Here is a 25,309-nt window from a genome sequence, read left to right as displayed (position 1 = left end):
CGGGACGACACGACGCGGGGGCAGGACTCCGTCCCGCCCCCGCGTCGCGCACCGTGGGTGCGGACCGTGCACGCGGACCGTCAGCCGGCGCGCAGCACCGTGCGGGCCTGGTTGCCCGCGTAGTCCTCGAGCACCGCGACCACGCGGCTGTCGCCGGACGCCAGCGTCACGTCCAGGGCGGCCAGCGTCGTGCGGCCACGGATCATCTGCGGCCGCTCACCCTGGTCGTAGGTGGTGTCGAACGAGACCGGCTCGCCGTCCTCCGTCACGGTGAGGGTGTGCCAGTCCGCCAGCGCCGGACGGGTGAGCCTCAGGGACGTGCCGTCCAGCGTGGCCGCCGAGGCGGGGTACGGCGCCACCTCGGTGTCGGCGAGCTCGGCCGTCGCCGACACCGGGGTGCCGGCCGCCGGGCTCACCGTGGCGACGAGGTCGCCGCCGCCCGTGGGCGCACCGTCGAACGTCGCCTCGGTCGCCCCGGGCCGCACGGCCGTGCGCCGGGCGTACCCGTCGTTGCCGGCGTCGTCGGCCGCGACCGTGACGACCGTGCGCGAGCGGGCGGGCTCGTCCCACGACACGGTCACCGAACCGTCCTTCCCCGCCGTCGCGGTGACGTCGCCCGGACCCCGGGTGAGGTCGTACCGCACCGTCGCCGGCGCGCTCTCGCTGCCGTCGTGACCCACCGCGACCAGCTCGAGCGTGCCGCGCGTGCCGGTGAAGTGCTTGGCGTACAGGACGTCGTCGTACACGCCACCCAGGTACTCGCCGTCGGCGTAGACGTCGTAGCGGGCGACGTCGTCGTAGTCGTCGAGGTCCCACCGCAGGAACAGCTCGTCGGACGACGGGAGCGCGCGGTCGATCACGAAGCCGCGCGGGCGCTCCGGCGTCCGGTCGACGCCGTCGGTCACGGCGATCTTCCCGACGTTGACCTGGTAGTCCTCGACGGGCTGGTCGCCCGCGCGCACCCCGAGGCCGAGCGTCGAGATCGTCTCGCCCGCGTACTGCGAGAGGTCGACCTGCACGGTGCGCCAGCCGCCGGTCGCGGCGCCGGACCCCTCGACCGGGACCTCGACGACCTCGTCCGGGTCGGAGGCGAGCACGAGCGCGAGCGTGAGCTGCGTGTCGTCGTCCGCCGGCTTCGCGTACGTGAGCTCGACGCTGGTGCCGCCGGTGACGTCGAGGTCCGACTTGAACAGGCGCACGAGGTTGTCGGAGGCCAGGTCGCCCGAGACGGCCAGCGAGCTGCCGCCCTCGTACGCGCCGAGCTTCTCGTAGCCGAACCGGTCGGCGGCGGCGTAGTCGGGGCCGTAGTCGTAGTCAGCCTGCAGCGGGTCCTCGTCGCCGGCCGCCTCCGTCCACCACTGCCACGTGACCGGCAGGTCCTGCACCCCGATGTTGCCCCACTCCGCGTCGGAGGAGAGCTCGCCGTCGTGCCAGTAGCCGAGGCCGTGGCCGGTGTTGAAGCTCGTCGCGAAGGTGGTGCCCGTGATCGCGGTGCGCTCGGCGACGTAGGACGACATGCCCTGCCACTCGCCGTCGGCGGGGGCCGTGGCGTCCGTGCCCGTGGGCGAGCCGGTCCACCACCGGCGCTCGCGGTCGAAGACCTGCGCCTGCGCGGCGTCGTCGGTCTTGTCGGCGAAGTCGGCGTGCACGAAGTCGGCGCCGAGCGTCGCGACCGCGTTCATCGGCGCGCCGTCCGCGCCGAGGTTGTCCTGCAGGTCGTACGGCTGGTCGAACTGGTACATGCCCGCCTCGACGCCCGCGAAGACGGTCTCGCGCGGGTCCAGGCCCAGCGACCGGGCGTGCTCGGCCGAGGCCGTGAGCTTGTCGTGGTCCCACCAGTAGTTGAGGAAGATCGAGTCGGCCAGGTCGCCCTTGTCCGCGTCGCGCACGAACGGGCTGTTGCGGGGCGTGAACTCGTTCTCGTACAGCTTGTCGCCCGTGTCCGCGTCCACGGAGTCGTACCACTGGACGTACAGGCCCTCCGCGCGCAGCTGGGCGAGGAAGTCCTGGTAGACGGCGACGTCCTCGGCGGCGACCTTGCTCTGCTCCTGGTTGACGAAGTACCCGTCGAAGCCGAAGTACTCGGCGACCTCGGCGAGCTTGCGCGCGGCGGGGAACTCGCCGTCCTCGTCGCGCACCAGCAGCTCGCGGTAGTCCTGGGAGCCGCGGTCGTTGTCGGAGAAGAAGATGCCGCCCAGGGAGCGGACGCCGTTGCGGTGCGCCGCGTTCGTGTAGCCCGGGTTGGGCAGGTTCACCGCGCCGAACTCGAACCAGCGCTGGGTCCACTCCGCCTCGGGGTCGTACAGCTCCTCCGGCACGCCGCCCGACGCCATCCCGTGCCAGGAGGCGTAGACGTCCGTGTACTGCCAGAAGCTGAACAGGTGCTGGCTGAACTCGTTCGTGTACGGGTGCGACTCGAAGAACGCGTTGCCGTAGTCGCCGGCCAGCGTGAGCGCCTGCGTCTCGGCAGGGAGGGACGGGTCGCGCTGGGTGGAGGGGTCGGCGTCCGCGCGCTCCTGCAACGGAACGCGGGCCCGCAGCAGCTCGGCCCCGGGGTCGGTGGCCGGGTCCCAGGCCAGCAGCGCGTCCGGGTTGTACCCGTGCTGGGCGGGCTGGTTCGCGCCCTTCGCGCTGTCGCCCTCCCACGGGAGGGTGTCGCTCGCGGCGGCCGCCCCCGCCCCGGCGAGGGTGACCGCGAGGGCGGCGGCGAGCGTCGTGCCGGCGCGCGCCCCGGGGGCGCGGCGGGATGGTCGTGGCCTGGCCATACGTCTCTCTCCTTCGTGAGTGATGGTCGCCGGCGGCAGCCGGGTCAGGGAACGTGCGGGCGCACCGTCCGGGTCAGCCCGTCGACGTGCAGCTCCGTCGTGCACAGGGACGACGCCGGGTCCGCGAAGACGCGCGCGGCGGGGACGTCCCACGTGATGTCGGCGGTGGCGCCGGGGGCGACGTCCACGCGGCCGAACGCGACGAGCTCGCGCAGCCGGGGCGCGCGCGTGCCGCCCGTCCGGTGCGCCAGGACGCGGACCAGGGCGTCGGCGGGCTCGTCGTCACGGCTGGTCACCGTGGCGGTGACGCGCACCCCGTGCGCCCCGGGGACCGCCTCGAGGCCGGTGACGGCGACGTCCCGGTAGCGCAGCCCGTGCCCGAACGGCAGGAGCACCGGGTCGGGGACGTCGCGATAGACGTCCTGGGCCGTCTGCCGGTCGTTGTGGCGCACGGGGACGACGCCGGGGTGCCGAGGGAGGGTCATCGGCAGGTGGCCGGTGGGCTCGGCGCGGCCCGTGAGGACGTCGGCCACCGCCTCACCGCCCCACGGGCCGGGGTAGCCGGCCCACAGCACGGCGTCGGCGACCTCCAGGACGTCGGTCAGGACGTGCGGGCGCCCGGAGACCACGACCGCGACCAGCGGGGCGTCGGTGGCGTCCCGCACCGCGCGGACGAGCTCGTCCTGGCCGGCCGGGAGCGAGACGTCGGCGAGGTCGACGCCCTCGCCGCCCGTGGCCTGGCCGGCCCGCCCGGCGATGGCGCCGTTGTCGGCGAACGCGTCGTCGTAGGACCGGTGGCTGGTGCCGCCGACCACGACCACGACGGCATCGGCGTCGCGGATCGTCGACGCCTCCACCCGGCCCCCCGCGCCGGCGTGGTCGTCCGGCCCGGCCAGGGCCTCCGCGACCGTGAGCTCGGCGTCGGGAAGCGCGGCGCGCAGCGCGTCCGCGATGCTCGCGGCGGAGCCGGCGGGAAGCGGCGGGACGTAGTCGCCGAGGAGGGCGGGGACGTCGTGCGCCCACGGGCCCACGACGGCGACGCGGCGCAGGTCGGCGCGCCACGGCAGCGCGCCGCGGTTGCTGAGCAGGACGAGCGAGTCGGCGGCCAGCCGCTGCGACGCCGCAGCGGCGTCCTCGCGGGCCCGCTCGAGGCGCACCACGGAGCGCCCGGCGTCGAGGGCGACGGGGACGCCCGCCTCGCCCAGCAGGCCGAGCCGTTCCTTCAGCGCGAGGACGCGGCCCGCGGCGACGTCGAGCGCCCCCGCGACCTCGGCGTCGTCCGCGGCCAGGTCGGCGAGCGTCGTGTAGGCCGTGTCCCACAGCGACAGGTCGACCCCCGCCAGGAGCGCCGCGCGGGCCGCCGCCGGCAGGCTGCCGGTCATGCCCTCCAGACGGTCCACGGCGTGGCCGTCCGCCATGACGACACCGTCGAAGCCGCGCTCGCGCCGCAGGTACGTCGTCAGGAGCTCGGGGCTGGCGCAGCACGGCACGCCGTCGATGTCGTTGTAGGCGGCCATGAACCCGAGCGCCCCGGCGGCCAGCCCCGCCTCGACCGGGGGCAGGTGGAGCTCGGCGAGGTCGTGCGGCCCCAGATGGGCGGACTGGCCGTTGCGGCCGCCCACGGCCTCGCCCTGAGCGGCCAGGTGCTTGAGCACGACGGCGACGCCGTCGTCCCCGACCCGGGAACGGGCCGGGCCCTGCATGCCCTCGACGAGCGCGCGGGTGAGCTCGGCGGCGAGCAGCGGGTCCTCGCCGAACGTCTCCTCGCTCCGGCCCCAGCGCGGGTCGCGCAGCACGTCGAGCGCGGAGACGAGCGCCACGTGCACGCCGCTCGCCGCCAGCTCCGCGGCGACGGCGCGGGCCGCGTCGGCGAGCCGCTCGGGCCGCCACCCCGCGGCCACGGCGAGGTTGACCGGAAGCAGCGTGCCGCCGAGCGCCTGGTGCCCGTGCGGCGCCTCCTCGACCAGCAGCGCCCCGACGCCGTGCCGGTCGGCGGAGGCCACCGCGTCCTGCACGACCTGCGCCGCCTCGGCGCGCTCCTCGGGCCGGATGCCGTCCGCCCACGACCTGCCGGACCACGCGTCGGCCCGGAACAGGCCGTACAGGGCGCCGAGCCCGCCCCAGCGGTCGATCTCCGCCCGCGCCTCGTCGGTCACGCGGAACCCGCCGGGGGTCCGTTCCACGGCCCGCCACCCGAGGAGCCGCTGGTTGACCTGTCCCACCTTCTCGCGGGTCGTCATCCCGGCGAGGAGGGCCGCCACGCGTGGCGTCACGGGGCACCGCCCACGGCCAGCGCCTCGGCGTCGCTGACCGCGGAGTATGCGCTGGCGCCGCTCGCGGCGGGCTGGTGGGAGGTCGTGACGCCGCGCGCGGCGAGGTCGGTGGGGGAGGCCGCCGTCCGCGACGTCACGACGGTCGGCCGTCGGCCGTCGCGGGCCAGGTCCATCCACGCCGTGAAGACGGCGCCGCCCGGCGCGAGGTCCGCGCGCCGCAGCGGCACGTCGTCGGCGTCGACCTCGACGACGACGGCGTCGGTGCGGGCCGCCGGGACCGTGGCCCGCTCGCGCAGGTCCGCCGCGACGGCCGCGAAGGCGCGGCCGATCGGCTTGACGTTCCCGTCGGCGTCGAAGAGGCCGAGGGAGTACTCCAGGTCGGGGAAGTCCGCGAGGGAGCGGTGCACGTCGTGGGAGCACCACCACGTGACGCCCCACAGCGCGGGGCTGTCCGCCGCGTGCCGCACGGCCTGCTCGCAGAAGGCGGGCACGTCCGCCTCGTCGAGGCAGTTCAGCGGCGCGCCGATCTCCTGCAGCCAGACCGGCCGTGCCGGGTCGGTCGCGAAGGCCCGGGACAGCTCCACCAGGTACTCGCCGTGCCGCAGGCTCTCCGTGGACGTCCCGCCGTAGCGCTGCGCGGTGCCGTTGAAGATCCACGAGTGGATGGCCGTCACGTCGCCCAGCCGCGCGGCGTGGGTGGGCAGGAACGGGTGGTCGTCGAGATACCAGACGGCGTCGTACTCGGCGTGCAGCCGCAGCCGGTCGCCGTCCGCGGGGACGGCGTCCAGCAGGGTCCGCACCCAGTGCTCCGCCTCCGCGGGGGTGGCCCGCATCGGGGTCGGGTGCGGGTCGCCGGAGAACTGGTTGACCTCGTTGCCGAGCGTCAGCCCCAGGTAGTTCGGCAGGTCGGCGAGCGCGTCGTGCAGGCTGCGCGCGAGGCCCGCCTGCGCGGCCAGCGCCCCGGGGTCGGTGAACATGTTGGTGGCGTGCCACGACGTGAGCCACGCGGGCACGAAGTCGTAGCTGGACATGTGCCCCTGGATGACGTCGACCGAGGCGTCCAGCCCCGCCTCGCCGGCGATCTGCACGACCCGCCGGACGTCGGCGACCGCGCGGGGCCGGATGAGCGTGCGGTTGGGCTGCAGCACGGGCCAGAACGGGAACACCCGCACGTGGTCCAGGCCGAGCGAGGCGATCGCCTCGAGGTCGCGGCGGACCTCGTCCCAGTCCGGCTCCAGCCAGGAGTAGAACCAGCCCTGGCGAGGCACGTAGTTGACGCCGAACCTCGGCGTGTCCGACTGCACGTTCATCCCTTGATTCCTCCTTGCTCGAGGCCCCGCATGAAGTAGCGCTGCAGGGCCGCGAAGAACACGATGACCGGCACGAGGGCGACGATCGTCCCGGCCGCGATGAGCCGGGGGTCGTCGTAGAACGTCCCGCGCAGGTAGTTGAGACCGACGGTGAGGGTGTAGCTGTTCTCGCTGGAGAGCACCACGAGGGGCCACAGGAAGTCGTTCCAGGCGCCGACGAACGCGAAGATCGCCACGACGCTCACGACACCCTTGACCTGCGGCAGGCAGATCCGCCGGAAGCGCTGCCAGACGTTCGCGCCGTCGATGACGGCCGCCTCCTCGAGCTCGTCGGGGATCCCGAGGAAGGCGTTGCGCATCAGCAGGACGTTCAGCGGGGCGACGAGCATCGGCAGGGCCACCCCGAGGAGGGTGTCGGTGAGGTTCGCGGAACGCACCAGGAGGAACTGGGCGATGATGATCGCCTCCAGGGGCACGAGGAGCGCGGCCACGAACACCGCGGTCGCCACCGGGCGCAACCGCCACCGGAGGCGGCCCAGCGCGAAGCCGGCCAGCGTGGCCAGCACGATGTTGCCGCCCACCACGAGCGCCGCGACCACCACGGAGTTGAGCACGAAGCGCAGCACCGGGATCCGGTCGATCACCCCGGCGAAGTTGTCCAGGGTGGGGTCGGCGGGCAGCAGCTGCGGCGGCACGGCGTAGAGGTCGTCGCCGGGGCCCTTGAGCGCCAGCGAGAGCTGCCACAGCAGCGGCCCGGCGAGCAGCACGAGCATCAGCACCAGGATCGCGTACCTGCCCACGGTGGCCGGGCGCACCCGGTGGCGGGCCCGGGGCCGGGCCGCGACCGCTCGGGGCGCGGCGGTGGTGGTGTCGGCGGCGGTCATCAGTTCTTCCCCTGTCGGTTCTGCACCACGAGCTGCAGCACGAGGAGCGCGGCGAGGACCACGAACATCACGAGGCTGATCGCGCCCGCGTAGCCGGTCTGGGCCTGCAGCCCGGTGCCCTCCCGCTGGATGAGCATGGTCATGGTGGTCACGCTGCCCCCGGGCCCTCCGGTGCCGCCCGTGAGGATGTAGACCTCGCTGAACACGCGGAACGCGGCCACCGACGAGAACATCGCGATGAGCGCCATGGTGTTGCGCACCCCGGGCATGGTCACGGAGCGGAACTGCCGGACGGGGCCCGCGCCGTCCACGGCGGCGGCGTCGTACAGCGCCGGGTCGATGTTGGCGAGGGCGGCCAGGTAGATGACCATGTAGTAGCCCATGCCCATCCAGACCGTCACGATCATGGCGCTGACCAGCAGCAGCCACCGGTCGGTGAGGAACGGGACGGGCGCCCCGACGACGTGCAGCCAGCTCAGCAGGGAGTTCACCAGGCCCCGCGACTCGAGCAGGCTGGTCCACACCAGGCCCGACGCGACGGCCCCCATCACGACGGGCAGGTAGTAGGCGGTGCGGAAGAAGCCCAGCAGCCGACCGCGGCCGGCGGCCAGGGTGGCGAGCACCAGCGGCAGCAGCACCATGAACGGCACGACGCACACCACGTACAGGGTGGAGTTGAGCAGCGCGGTCGTGAACCGCGCGTCGTCCAGCAGAGCCCGGAAGTTGTCGAGGCCGACGAACTGGCCGCCCTTGAGCATCGTGGCGTCGGTGAACGACAGCGCCAGCGTGTTGAGGAACGGGAACAGCGTCATGACGAGCACGAGCGCCAGCGCGCCACCCGCGAACAGGTAGGGCACGTACCAGCGTGGCTGCGACCAGTGACGGGTGCGCCGGCGTCCCTGCGGCGAGGGCGCCGACCGTGCCCGGGGGGTCTGTGAGGTGGTGGTGACGGTGCTCATGGCCTTCTTCGTCTCGTGTCCGGAGGGCGGGCGGCGGTCCGCCGGTGCCGCCCGGGGGACGGGCGGGCACCGGCGGGGCGGCTCACTCGGAGCCGGCGATCCGCTCGTCGGAGTAGGCCACGGTGGCGTCGAGCGCCTCCTGCGCCGTCTTCTTGCCCAGGACGGCCTGCGCGATCTGCTCGTGCAGGAAGACGCTGCTCGCCTCCGAGAACGTGGGCGGGACCCACACCTGCGCCTCGCCGACCTGCTTCGCCGCCTGGACCCGCACCCGGGCGTCGTCCGTGCCGTCGTCCTCGGTGAAGAACGGGTCGTCCAGGCTCCCCTCCGCGGACGGGAACACGGAGGCCTCCTTGGCGAACGACATCTGGTTCTCGGCACCCGTGACGAACCGCGCGAAGGCGATCGCGGTGGGCGTGTTGTCGGACTGCGAGCTCACCGCGAGCGACTCGAGGTACATGTTCGGCGCGGTGTTCGCGATGGCGGGGACGACCTCGACGTTCTTGTACACCTCGGGCGCCGTGTCCTTCAGCTCCTTGAGCGTGTACGAGCTGCCGGGCAGCCAGGCCACCTGGCCGGCCTTGAAGGCCTCGAGCTCCTCGGTCTGCAGCGCGTTCACCGCCTCCGCGGTGAACCCGCCCTCGGCGTACAGGTCGGCGTACCGCTGCACGAGCTCGACACCCTTGGCGTCGTTGAAGGTGAACGCGGACTGGTCGTCGTTCATCAGCTGCGACCCGAAGGAGCCGAAGACCTCCATCTCCGGCAGGCGGCCGATCATGGTCGCGTCGTCGCACTCGGCGGCCATGGTCGTCGCCTGGTCGAACAGCTCGTCGTAGGTGCTGGGCAGGTTGTCGGCGTCCAGGCCGCACTTCTCGAGGAGCTCGGTGTTGAAGAACGACGGGCCGGTGTTGAGGTACCAGGGGAACCCGTAGGTGCCGCCGCCCAGGCCGTCGAAGGTCATGGCGTCCCACGCCTGCGGCAGGTAGCCGGCCTTCGCCTCGGGGTCCGCGGCGGCGACGTCCAGGAGCATGTCGGCGGAGGCGAGCGTGTACGCGGCCTCCGGCCCCATGTCCACGACGTCGGGCAGGTTCCCGGCGGCGGCGTCGGCCGAGAGGGAGTCCTCGTAGCCCTCCGCCGGCTGGTCGACCCACTTCACGGTGGCCCCCGGGTGCTCTTCCTCGAAGGCGGCGATGAGGTCCGTGAAGTAGTCCTCGTAACCGCCCTTGAGGTTCCAGGTCTGGAACGTGATCTCGCCCGTGACCTCGCCGTCGGCTGCCGCGGCGTCGTCCGTGCCGCCGGAGCCGCCGGCGATGCCGCACGCGCCGAGGGCGAGGACGGTCGCGGCAGCCGTGCCGCCGAGCGCGGCGCGCCTGGGGAAGGACCTGCGCATGGGATTACTCCTTCGTCGTCGAGGATCCGGGGCGGATCCGCAGGGTGGTGAGCTGGAAGGGACCGAGCCGCAGCGCGGCGCCGTCCGCGGGGGCCGGGGAGCCGGGGTGGTCCGTCGCGTGGCCGAGCCCGTCGGCCGCGGGGTCCACCGGCCGCTCGTGCAGGTCGGTCTCGACGACGGTCGCCCCCCGCAGGTCGACCCCGGGGACGAGGGCGGCGCGGGCGCGGCCGCCCGCCACCTCGGCGACGCGGGCGACGACGTCGCCGCTGCCGTCGTCGGCGAGCTTGACCCAGTCGACGACGGCCGCGCCCTCGGCGACGTCGAGGGCGACCAGGGGCTCGACGTCGGCCACGGCGTCCAGGACGGGGGCGTTGAGCGCGTAGGCGGCGGTGACGGTCGCGGGCTGGTCGGCCGCGACGACGGACCAGGCCATCCGGTGGGTGCCCAGGTCGGCGCCCGGGTCCGGGTAGCGGGCGGCGCGCAGCAGGGACAGCCGCACGAGCGTGCCGCCGTCGTCGAGCCGGGTGACGTCGCAGCCGTGGCTGGAGTCGTTGACGACGCCGACGCCGTAGCCGGGCTCGGCGACGTGCAGGTACCGGTGCTGGTTGACCTCGTACCGGGCCTCGTCCCAGGAGGTGTTCGAGCTGACCGGGCGCTCGACGTAGCCGTACTGCGTCTCGAAGCGGGCGGTCGTGGCCCGGACGTCGAGCGGCAGGGCGACCTTGAGCAGGTGCTCGCGCTCCTGCCAGTCCACGTCGCAGGTCATGTCGAGCGCGTCGCTGCCCGGGCGCAGCACGTAGGTGAGGGTGAACCGGGACCCGCCCCGGGTGCGCACGACCCGCACGCGGCCGGCCCCGTCGTCGTCCGTCGAGGCCTCGAGGCTCTCGACCTCCGCCAGGTCGGAGCCGAGCCGGAGCGTGTGCCGGTCGACGTCCCAGGCGTCCCAGCGGATCGGGACGTCCGGGAACAGGGTCAGCGCGCCGAGCCGCCCGCCGGCGGGGACGAGCTCGCGGTCGGCGGCCAGGTCGTGCAGCGAGACGACGTGGCCCGACGCGTCGACGAGGGCGCGCAGCCGGCCGTTGTCGAGCACGGTCGCCTCGCCCTGCTCCACCGTCACGGGCGTCGCGGGGGCGGGGCGCTCGACGCTCCACGTCCCGTGCGCCGTGGGCGCGATCCTCGCGGGCGCCGTGGCGCCGCCGGCACCGAGCGCGTCGGCGACCCGGGCGGCGAGCGCCCGCAGGCGCTGGTCGAGGCTCCGGTAGGTCTCGCGCGCCTCCCGGTGCACCCAGGCGATGGACGAGCCGGGCAGGATGTCGTGGAACTGGTGCAGCAGCACCGTCTGCCAGATGTCGTCGAGCTCGGCGCGCGGGTAGTCGGCGCCGCGCAGCGCGGCGATCGCGGCCAGGTGCTCGACGGTGCGCAGCATGGCCTCGGCCCGCCGGTTGCCCTGCTTCATCGCGAGCTGCGAGGTGAGGGTGCCGCGGTGCAGCTCGAGGTAGAGCTCGCCGTGCCAGACGGGCGGCCCGCCGGCGGCGACGTACTCGGCCTCTGCCTCGGCGAAGAACTCCGAGGGCCCGCGGACCTCGACGCGGGGTGCGCCCTCCAGGTCGGCGAAGCGCCGTGCGCGGCCGAGCATCTCGCGGGTCGGGCCGCCGCCGCCGTCGCCGTAGCCGAAGGGGACGAGCGAGTGCGACGAGCGCGCCTTGTCGCGGAAGTTCGACGACGCGTGGTGCAGCTCGGCCGCCGAGAGCTCCGCGGCGTACGTGTCGACGGGCGGGAAGTGCGTGAAGATCCGCGTCCCGTCGATGCCCTCCCAGGAGAAGCTGTGGTGCGGGAAGGTGTTGGTGTCGTTCCAGGAGATCTTCTGGGTGAGGAACCACCGGAACCCGGCCCGGCGGGCGATCTGCGGCAGGGCGCCGGAGTAGCCGAAGCTGTCGGGCAGCCACATCCCGTCGGCCACCACGCCCAGCTGCTGGGCGAAGTAGCGCGAGCCGTAGGTGAGCTGCCGGACGATCGACTCGCCCGTGGGCATCACGGCGTCGGACTCGACCCACATGCCGCCGACCGGCACGAACCGGCCCTCGCGCACCCGCTCCAGGACCCGCGCGAAGAGCTCGGGCTGGTCCTCCTGGAGCCACGCGAACTGCTGGGCGGAGGACATGGCGTAGACGAGGTCCGGGTCGCCGTCCATCAGCGCCAGGACGTTGGAGACCGTCCGGGCCACCTTGCGCCGGGTCTCCCGCAGGGGCCACAGCCAGGCGGAGTCGATGTGCGCGTGCCCGACGGCGGTGACGCGGTGCGCGCTCGCGTGCGCCGGGCGGGACAGGACGTCGGCCAGCGCGGCGCGGGCGGCGACGGCGGTGGCGGGGTCGCGGTGGTCGTAGGCGTCGAGCGAGCGCTCGAGCGCGTCCAGCAGCCGCCAGTAGCGCGGCTCGTCGGTGGGGACCTCGGCGGCCAGCCCGCCGACGACCTCCAGGTCGCGCACCAGCTCCCAGACCTCGGTGCGGAACTCCGCCAGCTCGGCGGTGCGCAGCACGTAGGGGGCGAAGCTGGCCGCGGTGTCCTTGTCGCCGACGTCGGTGACCTCGAACGGCGGGAGGCCGAGGACGAGGGGGTTGGCCGCCGCCTCGACGTACAGGGTGAAGGTGCCGTCCGCCTCGAGGAGGCGCTCGGGAGCTCCGGGGCCGCGCAGCCGGAGCCAGCCGTGGCGTGGGTGCAGGGCCTTGACGAGCGACCCGTCGGGCCGGTGGACGAGCGCCTCGCCGTGCCCGCCGACGGAGTGGTCCTCCCAGCCCAGGTCGACGCACAGCTCGACGACGTCCGGGGCGTGTGCGGGGACGCGGCCCTCGACGCGGAACCACGTGGTGCTCCACGCCGGGCCCCACGTCGACCCGAGCTCGAAGGGCTCGTACCGGGGGGTCTCCCGGCCGGGCAGGGGGGCGAGGCCGATGGCGTGCGCGGCCGGGACGGGCTCGCCGTCGCCGTCCACCTGCCACGCGTGCAGCGAGACGCCGTCGAGGCGCTCGTGGACGTGCGGGCGGATGCGCTCGCGGAGCACGCGCTCGAGCCGGTCGAGGGTCAGCTGGGGCTGGGTGTGCACGGGTCTCCTGTGGCTCGTCCGTCGGGAACTAATGCCCTTTAGTTGAGGGACACTAGTGTGCGGCGGTTCACAGAGTCAACGGCCCAGGTGGCGGCGAGGGACGGGACGTCGCGGCGCCCTGTCGGGCGGGCCCGGGGCGCGGCTCAGGCGGGCGCGGGAACGGTGCTGCCGCGCACGACCAGCTCGGGCGTCTGCTCCTGGCTGTCCGCCGGCGCCTCGCCGTCGAGCCGGCCCAGCAGGTGCGCGGCGACGTCCGCGCCGAACCCGGGCGTGTCACGGTGCAGGGCGGTGAGCGCCGGCTGCATCGCGGTGCAGACGGGGGTGTCCTCGCAGGAGATCACCGCCACGTCGCCCGGGATGCTCCGGCCGAGCGCACGAAGGGTCGCGACCACCGAGACCGCCAGGACCTCGTTGTCGCAGATGATCGCCGTCGGGGGAGCCGGGTCGTCGAGGACGGCACGGGTCGCAGCCGCGGCCGAGCGGGACGTGAAGTCGGTGCCGAGCACGCTGCCCTGCTGGAGCCGGTGGTGCCGGACGGCCTCGTCGAACGCCTCCACACGGCGCTGCACGTGCAGCAGGTCCTGCGGTCCGCACACGTAGGCGACCCGGCGGTGGCCCAGCTCGCGGACATGGTCCAGCACCAGGGTCATCGCCGCGGTGTCGTCGATGGACACGGACGGGACCAGCGCGTCCGGGTCCGGCCCGCCGGCCAGCACGGCTGGCAGGTCGAGGTCCACGACCGCGCGCGGCCGGGGGTCGTCGGCGCGCAGGTCGACCAGGACCACGCCGTCCACCCGACGCTCGGCCTGCCAGGTGCGGTAGACCTCGACCTCCTCCTCCGGGGTCTCCGCCACCTGGATCAGCAGCCCGTACTGGGCGCGACGCAGCACCGACTGCATCCCGGTCATGAGGCGCATGAAGAAAAGGTCGGAGTCCGCCGTGGCCGCCGTGCGCGTCAGGACCATCCCGATGGTCCGGGACCGGGCGCCGGACAGGACGCGGGCGGCATAGCTGGGCCGCCAGCCCATCTCCTCGACGACCTCGAGCACGCGCCGGCGGGTCTCGTCGGAGATCCCCGGCCGGCCGTTCAGCGCGAACGACGCGGCGGTCTCGGAGACCCCGACCCGCGCGGCGATGTCTCGCAGGATCGGTCGCTTGCCCGTGGTGCCCACTCGGCCCCTCCCTCGCGGCCGCCGACCGTCGGCCGTCGTGCCCTCGTCCTGATGCAGGGTCATTGTGGTGCAGCCGGCGACGGATGTCGTGGACGTGCGGCCGGCCCGGCCCCGGCGCACCCCGTCGGACCAGCGCGAACGCGCCGCCCAGGGACTTCACAGGTTCGGCCAAGGCGTGCACCAGGGTGGCGTGATGAGGTGGAGCCACACTTCGAGAGGGTACGAGGAGGGCACCATGAGCACCGACAACACGGGCGCACCGCAGCAGCCGTCGGGCGCGGACCGACCCGACCAGCAGGCAGACCGCACCCCGGAGCGCGCCGAGGGCCACGACGCGGCGACCCCCGACAGCCGTGCGGACGACGCGCGCGCCGAGCAGCCGACGCAGCGGATCGAGCTGCGCCAGGAGCCGGGCCGTACCCCGCACCCGCAGGAGCAGGCCACGCAGCAGCTCCCGGCGACCGGGCCGGACGACACCCGGCAGACGGCGCCGCAGCCCGCTGCGCCGCAGGCGACGTCCTCGCAGGCACCCCAGCCCCGGTACGGGCAGGCGGCGCCCGCGGCCCCGTACGCCGGGGCCGGCCAGCCCTACGGGCAGCAGGGCCAGCACGGCCAGGGCGGCTACGGCCAGTCGTACGGGCACCAGCCCGGCCAGCAGCCCGGCCAGCAGCACGGCCAGCAGTACGGACAGCAGGGCCAGCCCCCGTACGGCCACGGCGCCTACGGCCAGCCGTACGGGCAGCAGGCCCAGCACGGACAGCAGGCCCAGCACGGACAGCAGGCCCAGCACGGGCAGCACCCGCAGAACCCGTACGCGCCCGGCCCGGGCGGCCCCGGCCAGCACGGCTCGCCCGCCGGCGCGGCGCCGGCGGCCGAGCGCCGTCAGCGCTCCGTCTGGGTGCCGGTGACCGCCGCCGCGCTCGGCGCGGCGCTGCTCGCGAGCCTCGGCACGGCCGCCGCCACGGGCGCGTTCGACGACTCGAGCCCGTCGTCGCTCGCCGACGTGGGCGGCGACCGCGAGACGGACGAGGCGCCGGTGTCGAGCTCGTCGGACGGCGCCCCGGACTGGGAGGCCGTGACGGACGCCGTCGCGCCGTCGGTCGTCGCGATCCAGACGCAGAACTCCGAAGGTTCCGGCGTCGTCCTCGACGACAAGGGCCACGTGCTCACCAACAACCACGTCGTCGCCGGCGCCGAGAACGACGTCGTGCAGGTGTCGCTCGCCGACGGCCGGCTGTTCGAGGCGACGATCGTCGGGACGGACCCCACGACGGACCTCGCCGTGGTCCAGATCAAGGAGGCGCCGGACGACCTCAAGCCCGCGTCGTTCGGCACGTCCGAGGACGTCGTGGTCGGCGACCCGGTGCTCGCGGTGGGCAACCCGCTCGGGCTCGCGAACACGGCGACCACGGGCATCGTGTCGGCCCTCGACCGCCCCGTGTCGGCGTCGGGCGAGGACGGCAGCACCGCGGTGGTGACCAACGCGATCCAGATCGACGCGGCCATCAACCCGGGCAACTCGGGCGGTCCGCTGTTCAACTCCCAGGGGCAGGTCATCGGCATCACGTCGTCGATCGCCACCCTGTCGGGCGGGATGGGCGGCCAGTCGGGGTCGATCGGTCTGGGCTTCGCGATCCCGGTCGACCTGGCGGCGAACATCGCCGACCAGCTCATCGCGGACGGCACGGCCGAGCACGCCTTCCTGGGTGTGTCGATGACGGACGGGACCGCGACGTCGGACGGCGTCACCCGCCGGGGCGCGGAGGTCGTGGAGGTCACGCCCGGGTCGCCGGCCGCCGAGGCGGGGCTGAAGCCGGGCGACGTCATCGTGGCGATCGACGACGACTCGGTGAACGGCGCCGAGTCGCTCACGGCTCACGTGCGGGAGAAGGACGCCTCCCAGAAGGTCCGGCTCACCTACGTCCGAGGCGACGAGACGAGCACGGTCGACGTCACCCTCGCGGTCCGCGAGGAGCCGGAGACGGCCGGCCAGGGCCAGGAGGGCCAGGGGCAGGGCCAGGGTCAGGAGGGCCAGGACCAGGACGGTTCGCAGGGTTCCGACCCGTCGCAGCCGGACAACCTCCCGGGCTGGCTCGAGGACCTGCTCCAGGGCGAGGGCAGCGGCAACTGACCGGACGAGGGCCCCGCCGGAGTTCTTTCCGGCGGGGCCCTCGTGCGCCCGGGCCGGTCAGGAGCCGGGCCGGTCAGGAGCCGGTGCCGGGGCGCGGGGCGGAGTGCAGCGCGGCGACCACGCCCAGGGCGCTGCGCTCCAGGAAGTCGGCCAGCTCCTCCGGCGGGACGCGCGGGTCCGTGGCGGCCTCGACGAGCGCCTGCTCGGCGAACGAGATCCAGGCGTGCAGGCCGACCTCGAGCAGCGGGGTGGGTGCGACGCCGATCTCCTGGAACGCGTCGCGCAGGTGGCCGGCGAGGACGTCGCGCGCGTGCTGGATGGTGGCGCGCACGCGCTCGTCCCCGCTCGCGGCGCCGCGCACCAGGGAGTAGAAGGTCGCGTCGTGCGCGGCCACGAAGACGACGAACCGGTCGAGGGTGTCGCGCAGCCGCTCGCGGGGCGGCAGGTCGGCGCGGGGCTCGGTCGCGTGGAGCATCGCGTCGCGGGCCGTGCGGACGATCTCCGAGTGCAGCCCCTGGCGGCTGCCGAAGTGGTAGTGCACCAGCCCGGGGGAGACGCCGGCCTGCGCGGCGAGGTCCTCGACGGTGACGGCCTCCAGCGGGCGGTCGGCCAGCGCCGCGACCCCCAGGGCGACGAGCTGCTGCTTGCGCTCGTCGGGGCTCATCCGGGTGCGTCGCGCGGCTGCCATGTGCCGAGCATATGGCCCGTTCGGCACGCCACCAGGCATGTTGCCCTGGTCGACCGACGCGCCCTGGACTCCTATTGACGTTGCCTCAGTAACGGGCGTACCGTCGCCACGCATCGGCGACGCAGGGGTCGCCCGTTCGACTGTGGAGGGGAAATGAAGCTCAGCGCACTGACGCGCACGCGGCGCGGTCGTGCCGCGCTCGCCGCGGTCCCGACCGTGGCTGTCATCGGCGTCCTGATGGGTGGGGTGGCCCAGGGGGCCGTTCCCGTGTCGATGGCGATCTCGGGGCAGCAGTTCAAGATCGCGGCCGACTCGCTCGAGGGCACCGGGTTCTCGCAGTACGCCGGCGAGGCGAAGGACGCCCAGGGCAAGGTGCACCCCGTCGCGATCGCGAACATCAAGGACGCGACGCTGAACAACCTGTGCCAGTCCGTGAAGGTCCCGGGCATGCCGCTCGGCCTGCTCATCTCCGCGGGCACCGACCCGGAGAACCCCGTCAAGGCCACGGACCTGCAGATCGGCATGAGCGACCTGCGCGGCACCGCCACCTTCGGCGACATCCGCATCGGTGTCGACGCCTCGACGGTGAACACCAAGGCGCACGGCAGCGAGGGCGACTTCGCCATGGACTCGGACGCGATCGACATCCAGAACCTCAAGCAGGTCTCGTCGAGCACGTCCGCGGCGGTGTTCAAGCTGACGGACCTGCACCTGCAGATCTCCGACGGCACCGAGTGCTTCTGAGCAGTACGGGAGACCCCACGTGAGCCACGAGAACACCCCGCCGCCGGGGTCCGCCTCCGGGCAGCCCGACGCCGAGGGGCCGCGGGCTGCCGACCCGCCCGCGGCCGACGTCCCCGCGGCCGACGTCCCCGCGGCCGAGGTGCCCGAGGTCGAGGTGCCGGAGGCCGGCACCGCGACGGCCGCCGGGCCCACGCGTCGCGCGCGGTTCGCCGCGTGGCGGCGCGAACGCCCGTTCGCCGGCGGCGTCCTGGCGGTGCTGTCCGGCCTGGTGCTGTACTTCTCGGGCCGCCTGGAGCTCGACAGCTTCGAGATCCAGCTCGGCATCGAGGGCATGCAGTCGACGCTGCTGCCCGTGGCGCTCGTCGCCCTGGGCGTGCTGCTGATCGTGCAGCCGCAGTTCCGGGTGTTCTACGGCGTCATCACGCTCGCGATCTCGGTCTACTCGTTGCTCGGCGTCAACCTCGGTGGGTTCGGGATCGGGATGGTCCTGGGCGTCGTCGGCGGCATCCTCGCCGTCTCCTGGATGCCCCGGGACGCGGCGGCCTCCGCCGCCGACCCGGCCGAGCGCCCCGAGGGAGAGCCGCGGGCCGACAACCCCGCGCTCTCGGGGGCGTTCGACGAGCTGCTGCCGTTCGGCGACGAGCACGAGCCCGAGAACGGTGCCGAGGACGTCCGCCCCCGGTCCGGCGACCAGACTCCGGCCCGTCGCTCGGCGGCCGTGGCCGTCGTCGCGGCGTTCGCCCTCGTGACCCCGGCGCTGCCGGCGGCCCCCGCCGCCGGCGCCCCGCAGGCGGGCTCGCTGGCCTCGGACGTCTGCTGGGACCCGCTCGACTGGATCGAGTCGGTCACGTGCGAGGGCGACGAGGCCGAGCCCAGCCCGTCGCCGTCGGCGACGGACGACCCCGCCGACGCGGGCGGCGAGGACGCAGGCACGGGCGACGGTGCCGGTGACGCCGGAGCGGGTGACGACGCCGCGGGCAGCGCCGACGACGGGATCCTCGAGCCGGGAGACGACGGCACGACCGACGGCAAGGACGCCGGCGGCGACGAGAAGGACGGGACGGACCCAGGCGAGAAGGACAAGGGCGAGAAGGGCAAGGACGGCGACGGGCCGACGACCCAGAAGGAGGCCCGCGAGGATGTGAAGGAGGCCGCCACGCTCGAGCTCGGCCCGTGCGCGCGGATCACCTTCGGCGGCGAGTTCGACATCAACATCAGCCTCCCGGGCGACTGCGGCGTGCCGGAGGACGAGAACGTCTTCTCGCTCGACGGCGAGCTCGAGACGCGCGACCTGCAGCTGCCGCTCACGGGCCTCAACGGGATCAGCGTGGTGAACGTCCCGGTCTCGACCGACGGCCCGCGGCGTGACGCCCTCAAGATCTCCGTGGACTCGGTGAAGGTCCCGGGGTTCTGGCTCAAGACCTACGCCCTCGGCGGCGAGACGCTCGGCGGCACGGTGACGAACGCCGACTACGTGTCGATGGAGGGCAACGCCCAGATGTACATCTCCTCCATCCACGCGAACCTCCCCGACGGGGAGGACTTCGCGGACCTGGGGGGGCAGATCGCCGACGGCGCGTCGCTCGTCGAGATCCTGCTGGCCCTGGTCGACGCCCGGATCGGGCTCATGGGCGCGACGTCGGACGTCCAGGTCTGGTCCGACTTCCGCGAGCAGGTCTGGCAGGAGTAGCCCCCCGCGCAGCACGGGCCAGGCAGTGAAGGGCGTCGCCGGAACGGGCGACGCCCTTCTCGTGCTCGGGTCCTCAGTCGAGCTGTCTGACGCCTGAGTCTGCGGTTCCGCTGCGGGCGAGTGCCTCGTCCCTCGGCCCCCACCCTGCGCTGCACCTCCGCCTCAGTCGTGCTGTCTGACGCCTGAGTCTGCGGTTCCGCTGCGGGCGGGTGCCTCGTCCCTCGGCCCCCACCCTGCGCTGCACCTCCGCCTCAGACGGTATGAGTGCGTCCCGGGGTGGTCCCGGGTCGCGCGGGCGGGGCCTCGCTATGAAAGTCGTGGGTTGTCGAGCAGATTGCCCTGCCCGGCCTATCCACATTCATAGGAGGCCCCGTGTTCACCGAGCGTACGAGTGTCGGCCTGGACGTGCACGCACGATCTGTGCGGGCGAGCGCGATCGACACGGCCACGGGCGAGTTGTTCGAGCAGACTTTGAGCCCGGGTGAGGACTACCGGCCGGTCATGGACTGGATCGCTCGGCTGCCCGGCCCGGTCGCGGTGACCTACGAGGCCGGCCCGACCGGGTTCGGCCTGGCCCGCAGCCTGGCCGGTGCGGGCATCAGGTGTGTGGTCGCGGCGCCGTCGAAGATCAACCGGGCGCCTGGGGACCGGGTCAAGACCGACGCCCGGGATGCGCGCCTGCTCGCTCGCCTGCTGAGGGTCGATGACCTGGCCGGCGTGGTCGTGCCCACGATCGAGCAGGAGTCGGCCCGTGATCTGGTCCGTCTCCGGTTCGACAACCGATCCGACCTGATGTCGGCCCGTCACCGGCTGGGCAAGCTGCTGCTGCGCCACGGGCACGTCTATGCCGGCGGGCGCGCGTGGACCGGCGCGCACGAGCAGTGGATGAACAGCATCCGGTTCACCCACTCTGGCACCCGTATCGCGTTCGCCGAGTCCCGCGAGCTCGTCACCCACCTGCAAGCCCGACGCGACCGCCTCGATGCGCAGATCGGGCTCCTGGCCGCGGACTGCTCGTTCACGCCCGTGGTGAGGCGGTTGTGCTGCCTGCGCGGGATCGCGACCCTGACCGGGTTCGCGTTGGCGGTCGAGATCGGGGACTGGACCCGCTTCACCGGCTCGAGCATCGGAGCCTTCTGCGGCCTGACCCCGTCCGAGCACTCCTCCGGCGGCACCCGCCGCCAGGGCGGGATCACCAAGGCCGGCAACACCCACGCCCGCCGCCTCCTGGTCGAGTCCGCCTGGCTGCACAAGCCGCGCTACGTCGTGGGCAGAGTCCTGCAAGAACGCTGGAACACCGCCCCGCCCGCCGCGCGCGAACGCGCCGACCTCGCCAACCGGCGCCTGCACCACCGCTGGACCCAGTTCGACGCCCGCGGCAAGAAGCACACCGTGGCCACCACCGCGATCGCCCGCGAGATCGCCGGCTGGTGCTGGTCACTGGCCACCCTCGAGGACTGAAACACCCCTGAAGCACCCCCTCTTTTTTCCATGGGGGTGGCAACCAGACTTGTCATCACGCCCCGACGCTCGTGCGCAGCGCGAGGAGCGACCCACGAAACGGCTGTGAGCAGCCCCAGCACAGGGGCCACGCTCGACCTCAGACACCCGATGGTCCCGCTCCTGCCGAAACCCCGTCATGCGGTAACCAACCCGCGCATATCAGTCTTGACCACGCGTCGACAACGACACGCTGCACCAGCACAACGGGCGCGATCACAAGAGAAGCACCCGCCCCGAACAACCAGTCCGAGGCGGGTGCTTCACCCTGCCACTTGACAGAACAGGCCTACATATCAGTCGTCGCGCAGGGCCCAGCGCATGGGCTCGAGCTTGGCCTCGGACTCCGCCAGCTCCGCCTGCGGGTCGGACGCGGCGACGATGCCGCAGCCGGCGAAGAGCCGCACGTGCCGCGGGTCGGACTCGGACAGCTCGGCCGAGCGCAGCGCGATGCCCCACTCGCCGTCGCCGTCGGCGCCCACCCAGCCGACCGGCCCGGCGTAGCGCGACCGGTCCATCCCCTCGATCTCGCGGATGAGGTCGCGGGCCACGACCGTCGGCGTGCCGCACACGGCCGCGGACGGGTGCAGCGCGGCCGCCAGCGTGAGCGACGACGGCGCCCGCACCGGCCCGACGGCCCGGTCGAGGACTCCGGTGACGTCGCTGGCCAGGTGCATGACGTTGGGCAGGTGGAGCACGAACGGGGCGTCCGGCACGTTCATGGAGGTGCAGAACGGCTCGAGCGCGGCGGCGACCGAGCGCACCGCGTACTCGTGCTCCTCGAGGTCCTTGGAGGAGCGCGCGAGCTGGGCCGCGTGCAGCAGGGCGTCGTCGTCCGACATCCCGGGCTCGCGGCGGATCGTGCCCGCCAGCACGCGGGAGGTCACGAGCCCCTTCTCGCTGCGCACGAGGAGCTCGGGCGTGGCGCCGACCATCCCCGCGACCGAGAAGGTCCAGCAGGCCTGGTAGCGGTCGGCCAGGCGGCCCAGCAGCCAGCGGGGGTCGACGGGACGCTCGGCGGTGGCGACGACGTCGCGCGCCAGCACGACCTTCTCCAGCTCGCCGGACTGGATGCGGGCGACGCCCTCGCAGACGACGGCGGGCCAGTCCTCGGCCGCGACCGCGCCGTCGGTGGCGGTGACGCGGCCCGGCGCGGTGACGGGCGCGACGTGCGTGCCGCGCAGGGCGACCGACCCGGGGACGGCGTCGAGGGTGCCGGTCGTCGAGACGGTCGTCATCCACGTGACGCCGCCCCGGCGCCCGACCACGACCCGCGGGACCACCAGGGTGCCGTCCGGGCGGGCCGGGCTGTCGGCGGTGTCCGCCTGGTCGTCGGGGCCCGAGTCGTCGAACGCGAAGGTGCCGAACGCGACGGGGCCGGTGCCGGGCAGCCGGACGTCGTCGTGGACGACGGCTCGCTCCAGGGTGGCCTGCCAGGCGGACTCGGCGTCCGCGAACCGGCCGGGGCCGAACGTGTCGAACCGCAGCGCCTCGCCCCAGCCGACGATGCCGCCGCCGCGGCGCACCCAGCTCAGCGGCCGGGTGTCCGGCAGCAGGTCCACGAGTGCGGTGAGGCCGCCCGGGAGGTCGTCGATCCGCGTGCTGCGGACGACGAGCGGGAGTGGAGCGTGGCCGGCGGGTGCGCCCGGGAGGGGGCGTGGCGCCGGCAGGGGCGTGGCGGACATCGGCTCAAGCGTACGCCGACGGGCCGCCACGCCCCCGCCGGGTCAGCGTGGCCGCTCGGCGTCGGCCGCGGGGGTGTCGCTCTCGGCGGCGGGAGCGGCGACCCGCCCGACCGAGCGGTTGAGGACGCCGTCGTCGGCGAGGTCCGCGAGGTCGTCGTCGCCGACGGCCGTGCGGCCCGTGCCCTTGGCGAAGACCGACGGGTTCTCCGGCGTGCCCGCCTTGATGTGGTTGAACAGGATGTTCAACAGGATGGCCATGAGCGCGGCCGAGCTGATCCCCGAGTGGAAGATGGTGGCGAACCACGTGGGGAACTGGTCGTAGAAGTCCGGCTTGGCGATCGGGATCATGCCGAACGAGATCGACGCCGCCACGATGACGAGGTTCATCGAGTTGGCGTAGTCGACCTTGGCCAGCGTGCGGATGCCGGACGCCGCGACGGAGCCGAACAGCACCACGCCGGCGCCGCCGAGCACGGGGGTCGGCACGGCCGCGACGACGCGCCCCAGCACGGGCAGCAGGCCGAGCACGACGAGGATGAGGCCGCCGGCGGAGACCACGAAGCGCGACTTGATCCCCGTGATCGCCACGAGGCCGACGTTCTGCGCGAACGCCGACTGGGTGAACGAGCCGAAGAACGGCGAGACGAACGACGACGCCATGTCCGCGCGCAGGCCGTTCGCGATGCGCTTGCGGTCCACCTTGGTGTCGACGATCTCCCCGACCGCGATGATGTCCGCCGTCGTCTCGGTCAGCGTCACCAGGATCACGATGAGCATGGAGACGATCGCCGCGGCCTCGAACGTCGGGGCCCCGAACGCCAGCGGGGTCGGGAACGCGAAGATCGGCCCGTCGCCCACACCGGCGAAGTCCGCCATCCCGAGGGGGATCGAGATCAGGGTGCCGGCGACGATCGCGATGAGGATCGACAGGCGCGAGACCGCCCCCGAGCCGACCTTGGACAGGAGGATGACGATCGCGAACGTTCCGAACGCGAGGCCGACGTTGCCCACCGAGCCGTAGTCGGGGGCGTCCTCCGCGCCGCCCATCGCCCAGTTGGCCGCGACGGGCATGAGGGTGAGCCCGATCGTCGTGATGACGACGCCGGTCACCACCGGCGGGAAGAAGCGGATGATCTGGGCGAAGAACGGGGTGATGAGGAACCCCACGGCCGACGCGACGATGACGGCGCCCAGGATCGCCGGGATGCCGCCGCCCCCGCCGACGATGGCCACCATCGTCGACACGCCGGCGAACGACACGCCCTGCACCAGCGGCAGCTGGGAGCCGAAGAACCGGATGCCGACCGTCTGCAGGATCGTCGCGAGCCCGCCGACGAACAGGGAGGCGGCCACGAGGGTGCCGATCTCGGCGGCCGTGAGGCCGGCCGCCCCGCCGACGATCAGGGGCGGGGCGATGATCCCGCCGTACATCGTGAGCACGTGCTGGAAGCCGTAGCCGAACGTGGCCCCGAGGGGCAGCCGTTCGTCCTCGGGGCGTGCCGGGGTCGTCGTCGCACGTCTGTCCGACCTGGCCATAGCGGACCTCCTTGTTCGCTGGCGTTCTTCGATGGCATTTCGCGCTTCGGAAGAAGAGTTCCACTATTCGACCGGCAAGCGTGACGTGTGTCAACCCTCGACCGCCGCCGCTCAGCCCGCGACGAGCCTGCGTGCCGCCTCCCGGTGCTCGACGAGCAGCGCGGGCACGTCCAGCCCCACGACCTCGCCGTCCCGCACGCGCCACTCGCCGCCGACCATCACCCGGTCCGCGCGGTCGGCGCCGCACAGCAGCAGCGCGGCCACCGGGTCGTGCGCCCCGGAGAACCGGGCCTCGTCCAGGCGCCACATCACGAGGTCGGCCTGCTTGCCGACGGCGAGGACCCCGACGTCGTCCCGGCCCAGCGCGCGCGCCGACCCCCGCGTGGCCCAGCCCAGGGCGCGGGTCACCGGCAGCTGCGCGCCGTAGCGCAGCCGCTGCAGGTACAGGGCCTGGCGCGCCTCGAGGGCCAGGTTCGACCCGTCGTTCGACGCCGACCCGTCCACCCCCAGGCCGAGCGCCACGCCCGCGTCCTCCAGCTCCACGCCGCGCGCGGTGCCCGAGGCGAGCCGCATGTTCGACGTCGGGCAGTGCGCCACCCCGGTGCCGGCGGCGCCCAGCCGTGCCACCTCGCCGTCGTCGAAGTGGACGCCGTGCGCGAGCCACGTCCGGTCCGTCAGCCAGCCCACCGACTCCAGGTAGTCCACCGTGCGCATCCCGAAGCGCTCACGGCAGAACTCCTCCTCGTCGATCGTCTCGGCGAGGTGGGTGTGCAGCCGCACGTCCAGCTCCTCGGCGAGCTCGGCCGCCTCCCGCATGCCCTCGGTCGTCACCGAGAACGGGGAGCAGGGTGCCAGGGCCACCTGCACCTGTGCGCCGGCGCCGCGCTCGTGGTACCTCTCCACCACGCGCCGGCAGTCGGCGGCGATGACGTCCGCGTCCTGCACCACCGACTGCGGCGGCAGGCCGCCGTCGTCCGGGCCCAGGGACATCGACCCGCGGGTGAGCGTGGCGCGCACCCCGAGGCGGCGCACCACGTCCACCTGCACGTCGACGGCCTCCTCGAGGCCCGACGGGTAGACGTAGTGGTGGTCGGCGGCCGTGGTGCACCCGGACAGCAGCAGCTCGGTGAGCGCGACCGACGTCGCGAGCTCCAGGTCGCGCGGCGTCAGGCGTGCCCACACCGGGTACAGGCGCTGCAGCCAGCCGAACAGCGGGGCGTCCGTCACGGGCGCCCAGGCGCGGGTGAGCGTCTGGTAGAAGTGATGGTGGGTGTTGATCAGGCCGGGCGTGACGACGTGCTCGGACGCGTCCACGGTCTCGTCCGGCGCAGTGGCGGGCCGCCCGCCGGCGGCCACCAGCTCGGTGATCACCCCGTCGGTCACGACGAGGCCGCCACGCGCGTCGGGGGCGTCGGGCGCGTCGTCGGCGGTGAAGACGCCCAGCGGGTTGCGGATCCAGGTCGTGGTCATCGGTGCCTCCTGGCG

16 protein-coding genes are annotated in these 25,309 nt (G+C 73.8%); 4 read left to right on the top strand and 12 right to left on the bottom strand.

Going from position 1 to position 25,309, the window contains the following annotated elements:
- Positions 1 to 80: 80 nt before the first annotated feature.
- The 8 genes from IEW03_RS18460 to IEW03_RS18425 form a co-directional block, all read right to left on the bottom strand.
- Complete coding sequence (locus tag IEW03_RS18460) at positions 81 to 2,765, bottom strand: endo-beta-N-acetylglucosaminidase (protein ID WP_188525183.1); 2,685 nt, start codon at positions 2,763 to 2,765, stop codon at positions 81 to 83.
- Positions 2,766 to 2,809: 44 nt separating this feature from the next.
- A complete protein-coding gene (locus IEW03_RS18455; protein WP_188525182.1) occupies positions 2,810 to 5,038 on the bottom strand; it encodes a glycoside hydrolase family 3 N-terminal domain-containing protein in 2,229 nt (742 codons plus the stop codon).
- Positions 5,035 to 6,348 (bottom strand): glycoside hydrolase 5 family protein, encoded by a 1,314-nt coding sequence (locus tag IEW03_RS18450; protein ID WP_188525181.1) that lies wholly within the window; start codon positions 6,346 to 6,348, stop codon positions 5,035 to 5,037. The genes IEW03_RS18455 and IEW03_RS18450 overlap by 4 nt, the downstream gene beginning before the upstream one ends.
- Positions 6,345 to 7,232, bottom strand: coding sequence for a carbohydrate ABC transporter permease (locus tag IEW03_RS18445; RefSeq protein WP_188525180.1), 888 nt, complete (start codon positions 7,230 to 7,232; stop codon positions 6,345 to 6,347). The genes IEW03_RS18450 and IEW03_RS18445 overlap by 4 nt, the downstream gene beginning before the upstream one ends.
- Positions 7,232 to 8,191, bottom strand: a complete 960-nt coding sequence (locus IEW03_RS18440; RefSeq protein ID WP_188525179.1) for a carbohydrate ABC transporter permease — start codon at positions 8,189 to 8,191, stop codon at positions 7,232 to 7,234. The genes IEW03_RS18445 and IEW03_RS18440 overlap by 1 nt, the downstream gene beginning before the upstream one ends.
- A gap of 82 nt (positions 8,192 to 8,273) precedes the next feature.
- Entirely contained in the window at positions 8,274 to 9,578 is a 1,305-nt protein-coding gene (locus IEW03_RS18435) for an ABC transporter substrate-binding protein (RefSeq protein ID WP_188525178.1), read from the bottom strand.
- Positions 9,579 to 9,582: 4 nt separating this feature from the next.
- Complete coding sequence (locus IEW03_RS18430; protein ID WP_188525177.1) at positions 9,583 to 12,678, bottom strand: alpha-mannosidase; 3,096 nt, start codon at positions 12,676 to 12,678, stop codon at positions 9,583 to 9,585.
- A gap of 143 nt (positions 12,679 to 12,821) precedes the next feature.
- Positions 12,822 to 13,850 carry a LacI family DNA-binding transcriptional regulator gene (locus tag IEW03_RS18425; protein ID WP_188525176.1) on the bottom strand — a complete coding sequence of 343 codons (1,029 nt, stop codon included), beginning with the start codon at positions 13,848 to 13,850 and terminating at the stop codon, positions 12,822 to 12,824.
- 235 nt (positions 13,851 to 14,085) lie between these two features.
- On the opposite strand from IEW03_RS18425, the gene IEW03_RS18420 reads away from it, so the two are divergent.
- Complete coding sequence (locus tag IEW03_RS18420) at positions 14,086 to 15,981, top strand: S1C family serine protease (RefSeq protein WP_188525175.1); 1,896 nt, start codon at positions 14,086 to 14,088, stop codon at positions 15,979 to 15,981.
- Positions 15,982 to 16,054: 73 nt separating this feature from the next.
- Here IEW03_RS18420 and IEW03_RS18415 read toward each other — a convergent pair whose 3' ends face one another.
- Positions 16,055 to 16,669, bottom strand: coding sequence for a TetR/AcrR family transcriptional regulator (locus tag IEW03_RS18415; RefSeq protein WP_188525174.1), 615 nt, complete (start codon positions 16,667 to 16,669; stop codon positions 16,055 to 16,057).
- A 153-nt stretch (positions 16,670 to 16,822) separates the two neighbouring features.
- On the opposite strand from IEW03_RS18415, the gene IEW03_RS18410 reads away from it, so the two are divergent.
- The 3 genes from IEW03_RS18410 to IEW03_RS18400 all read left to right on the top strand — a co-directional run bounded on the left by IEW03_RS18410 (position 16,823) and on the right by IEW03_RS18400 (position 20,564).
- Positions 16,823 to 17,413, top strand: coding sequence for a DUF6230 family protein (locus IEW03_RS18410; RefSeq protein WP_188525173.1), 591 nt, complete (start codon positions 16,823 to 16,825; stop codon positions 17,411 to 17,413).
- A gap of 19 nt (positions 17,414 to 17,432) precedes the next feature.
- Positions 17,433 to 19,103, top strand: coding sequence for a DUF6114 domain-containing protein (locus IEW03_RS18405; protein WP_188525172.1), 1,671 nt, complete (start codon positions 17,433 to 17,435; stop codon positions 19,101 to 19,103).
- Between the two features lie 372 nt (positions 19,104 to 19,475).
- Positions 19,476 to 20,564, top strand: coding sequence for an IS110 family RNA-guided transposase (locus IEW03_RS18400; protein ID WP_188525171.1), 1,089 nt, complete (start codon positions 19,476 to 19,478; stop codon positions 20,562 to 20,564).
- A 335-nt stretch (positions 20,565 to 20,899) separates the two neighbouring features.
- Here the strand turns inward: IEW03_RS18400 and IEW03_RS18395 are convergent, their stop codons facing one another.
- From IEW03_RS18395 to IEW03_RS18385, 3 genes are all read right to left on the bottom strand, one after another.
- A complete protein-coding gene (locus IEW03_RS18395; RefSeq protein ID WP_188525170.1) occupies positions 20,900 to 22,288 on the bottom strand; it encodes an isochorismate synthase in 1,389 nt (462 codons plus the stop codon).
- 42 nt (positions 22,289 to 22,330) lie between these two features.
- Positions 22,331 to 23,824, bottom strand: coding sequence for a nucleobase:cation symporter-2 family protein (locus IEW03_RS18390; protein WP_188525169.1), 1,494 nt, complete (start codon positions 23,822 to 23,824; stop codon positions 22,331 to 22,333).
- Positions 23,825 to 23,935: 111 nt separating this feature from the next.
- Positions 23,936 to 25,294, bottom strand: a complete 1,359-nt coding sequence (locus tag IEW03_RS18385) for an 8-oxoguanine deaminase (protein WP_188525168.1) — start codon at positions 25,292 to 25,294, stop codon at positions 23,936 to 23,938.
- Positions 25,295 to 25,309 lie beyond the last annotated feature (15 nt).

Source organism: Isoptericola cucumis (assembly GCF_014635665.1).
Taxonomy (GTDB): Bacteria; Actinomycetota; Actinomycetes; order Actinomycetales; family Cellulomonadaceae; genus Isoptericola; species Isoptericola cucumis.
The sequence above is the reverse complement of the archived record's forward strand: the minus strand, read 5'-3'. Positions and strand labels throughout refer to the sequence as shown.

Coding starts and splice junctions, on each gene's coding strand:
- IEW03_RS18460 (WP_188525183.1), bottom strand. CDS start 2,765: ATGGCCAGGCCACGACCATCCCGCCGCGCCCCCGGGGCGCGCGCCGGC.
- IEW03_RS18450 (WP_188525181.1), bottom strand. CDS start 6,348: ATGAACGTGCAGTCGGACACGCCGAGGTTCGGCGTCAACTACGTGCCT.
- IEW03_RS18445 (WP_188525180.1), bottom strand. CDS start 7,232: ATGACCGCCGCCGACACCACCACCGCCGCGCCCCGAGCGGTCGCGGCC.
- IEW03_RS18440 (WP_188525179.1), bottom strand. CDS start 8,191: ATGAGCACCGTCACCACCACCTCACAGACCCCCCGGGCACGGTCGGCG.
- IEW03_RS18435 (WP_188525178.1), bottom strand. CDS start 9,578: ATGCGCAGGTCCTTCCCCAGGCGCGCCGCGCTCGGCGGCACGGCTGCC.
- IEW03_RS18420 (WP_188525175.1), top strand. CDS start 14,086: ATGAGCACCGACAACACGGGCGCACCGCAGCAGCCGTCGGGCGCGGAC.
- IEW03_RS18415 (WP_188525174.1), bottom strand. CDS start 16,669: ATGGCAGCCGCGCGACGCACCCGGATGAGCCCCGACGAGCGCAAGCAG.
- IEW03_RS18410 (WP_188525173.1), top strand. CDS start 16,823: ATGAAGCTCAGCGCACTGACGCGCACGCGGCGCGGTCGTGCCGCGCTC.
- IEW03_RS18395 (WP_188525170.1), bottom strand. CDS start 22,288: ATGTCCGCCACGCCCCTGCCGGCGCCACGCCCCCTCCCGGGCGCACCC.
- IEW03_RS18390 (WP_188525169.1), bottom strand. CDS start 23,824: ATGGCCAGGTCGGACAGACGTGCGACGACGACCCCGGCACGCCCCGAG.
- IEW03_RS18385 (WP_188525168.1), bottom strand. CDS start 25,294: ATGACCACGACCTGGATCCGCAACCCGCTGGGCGTCTTCACCGCCGAC.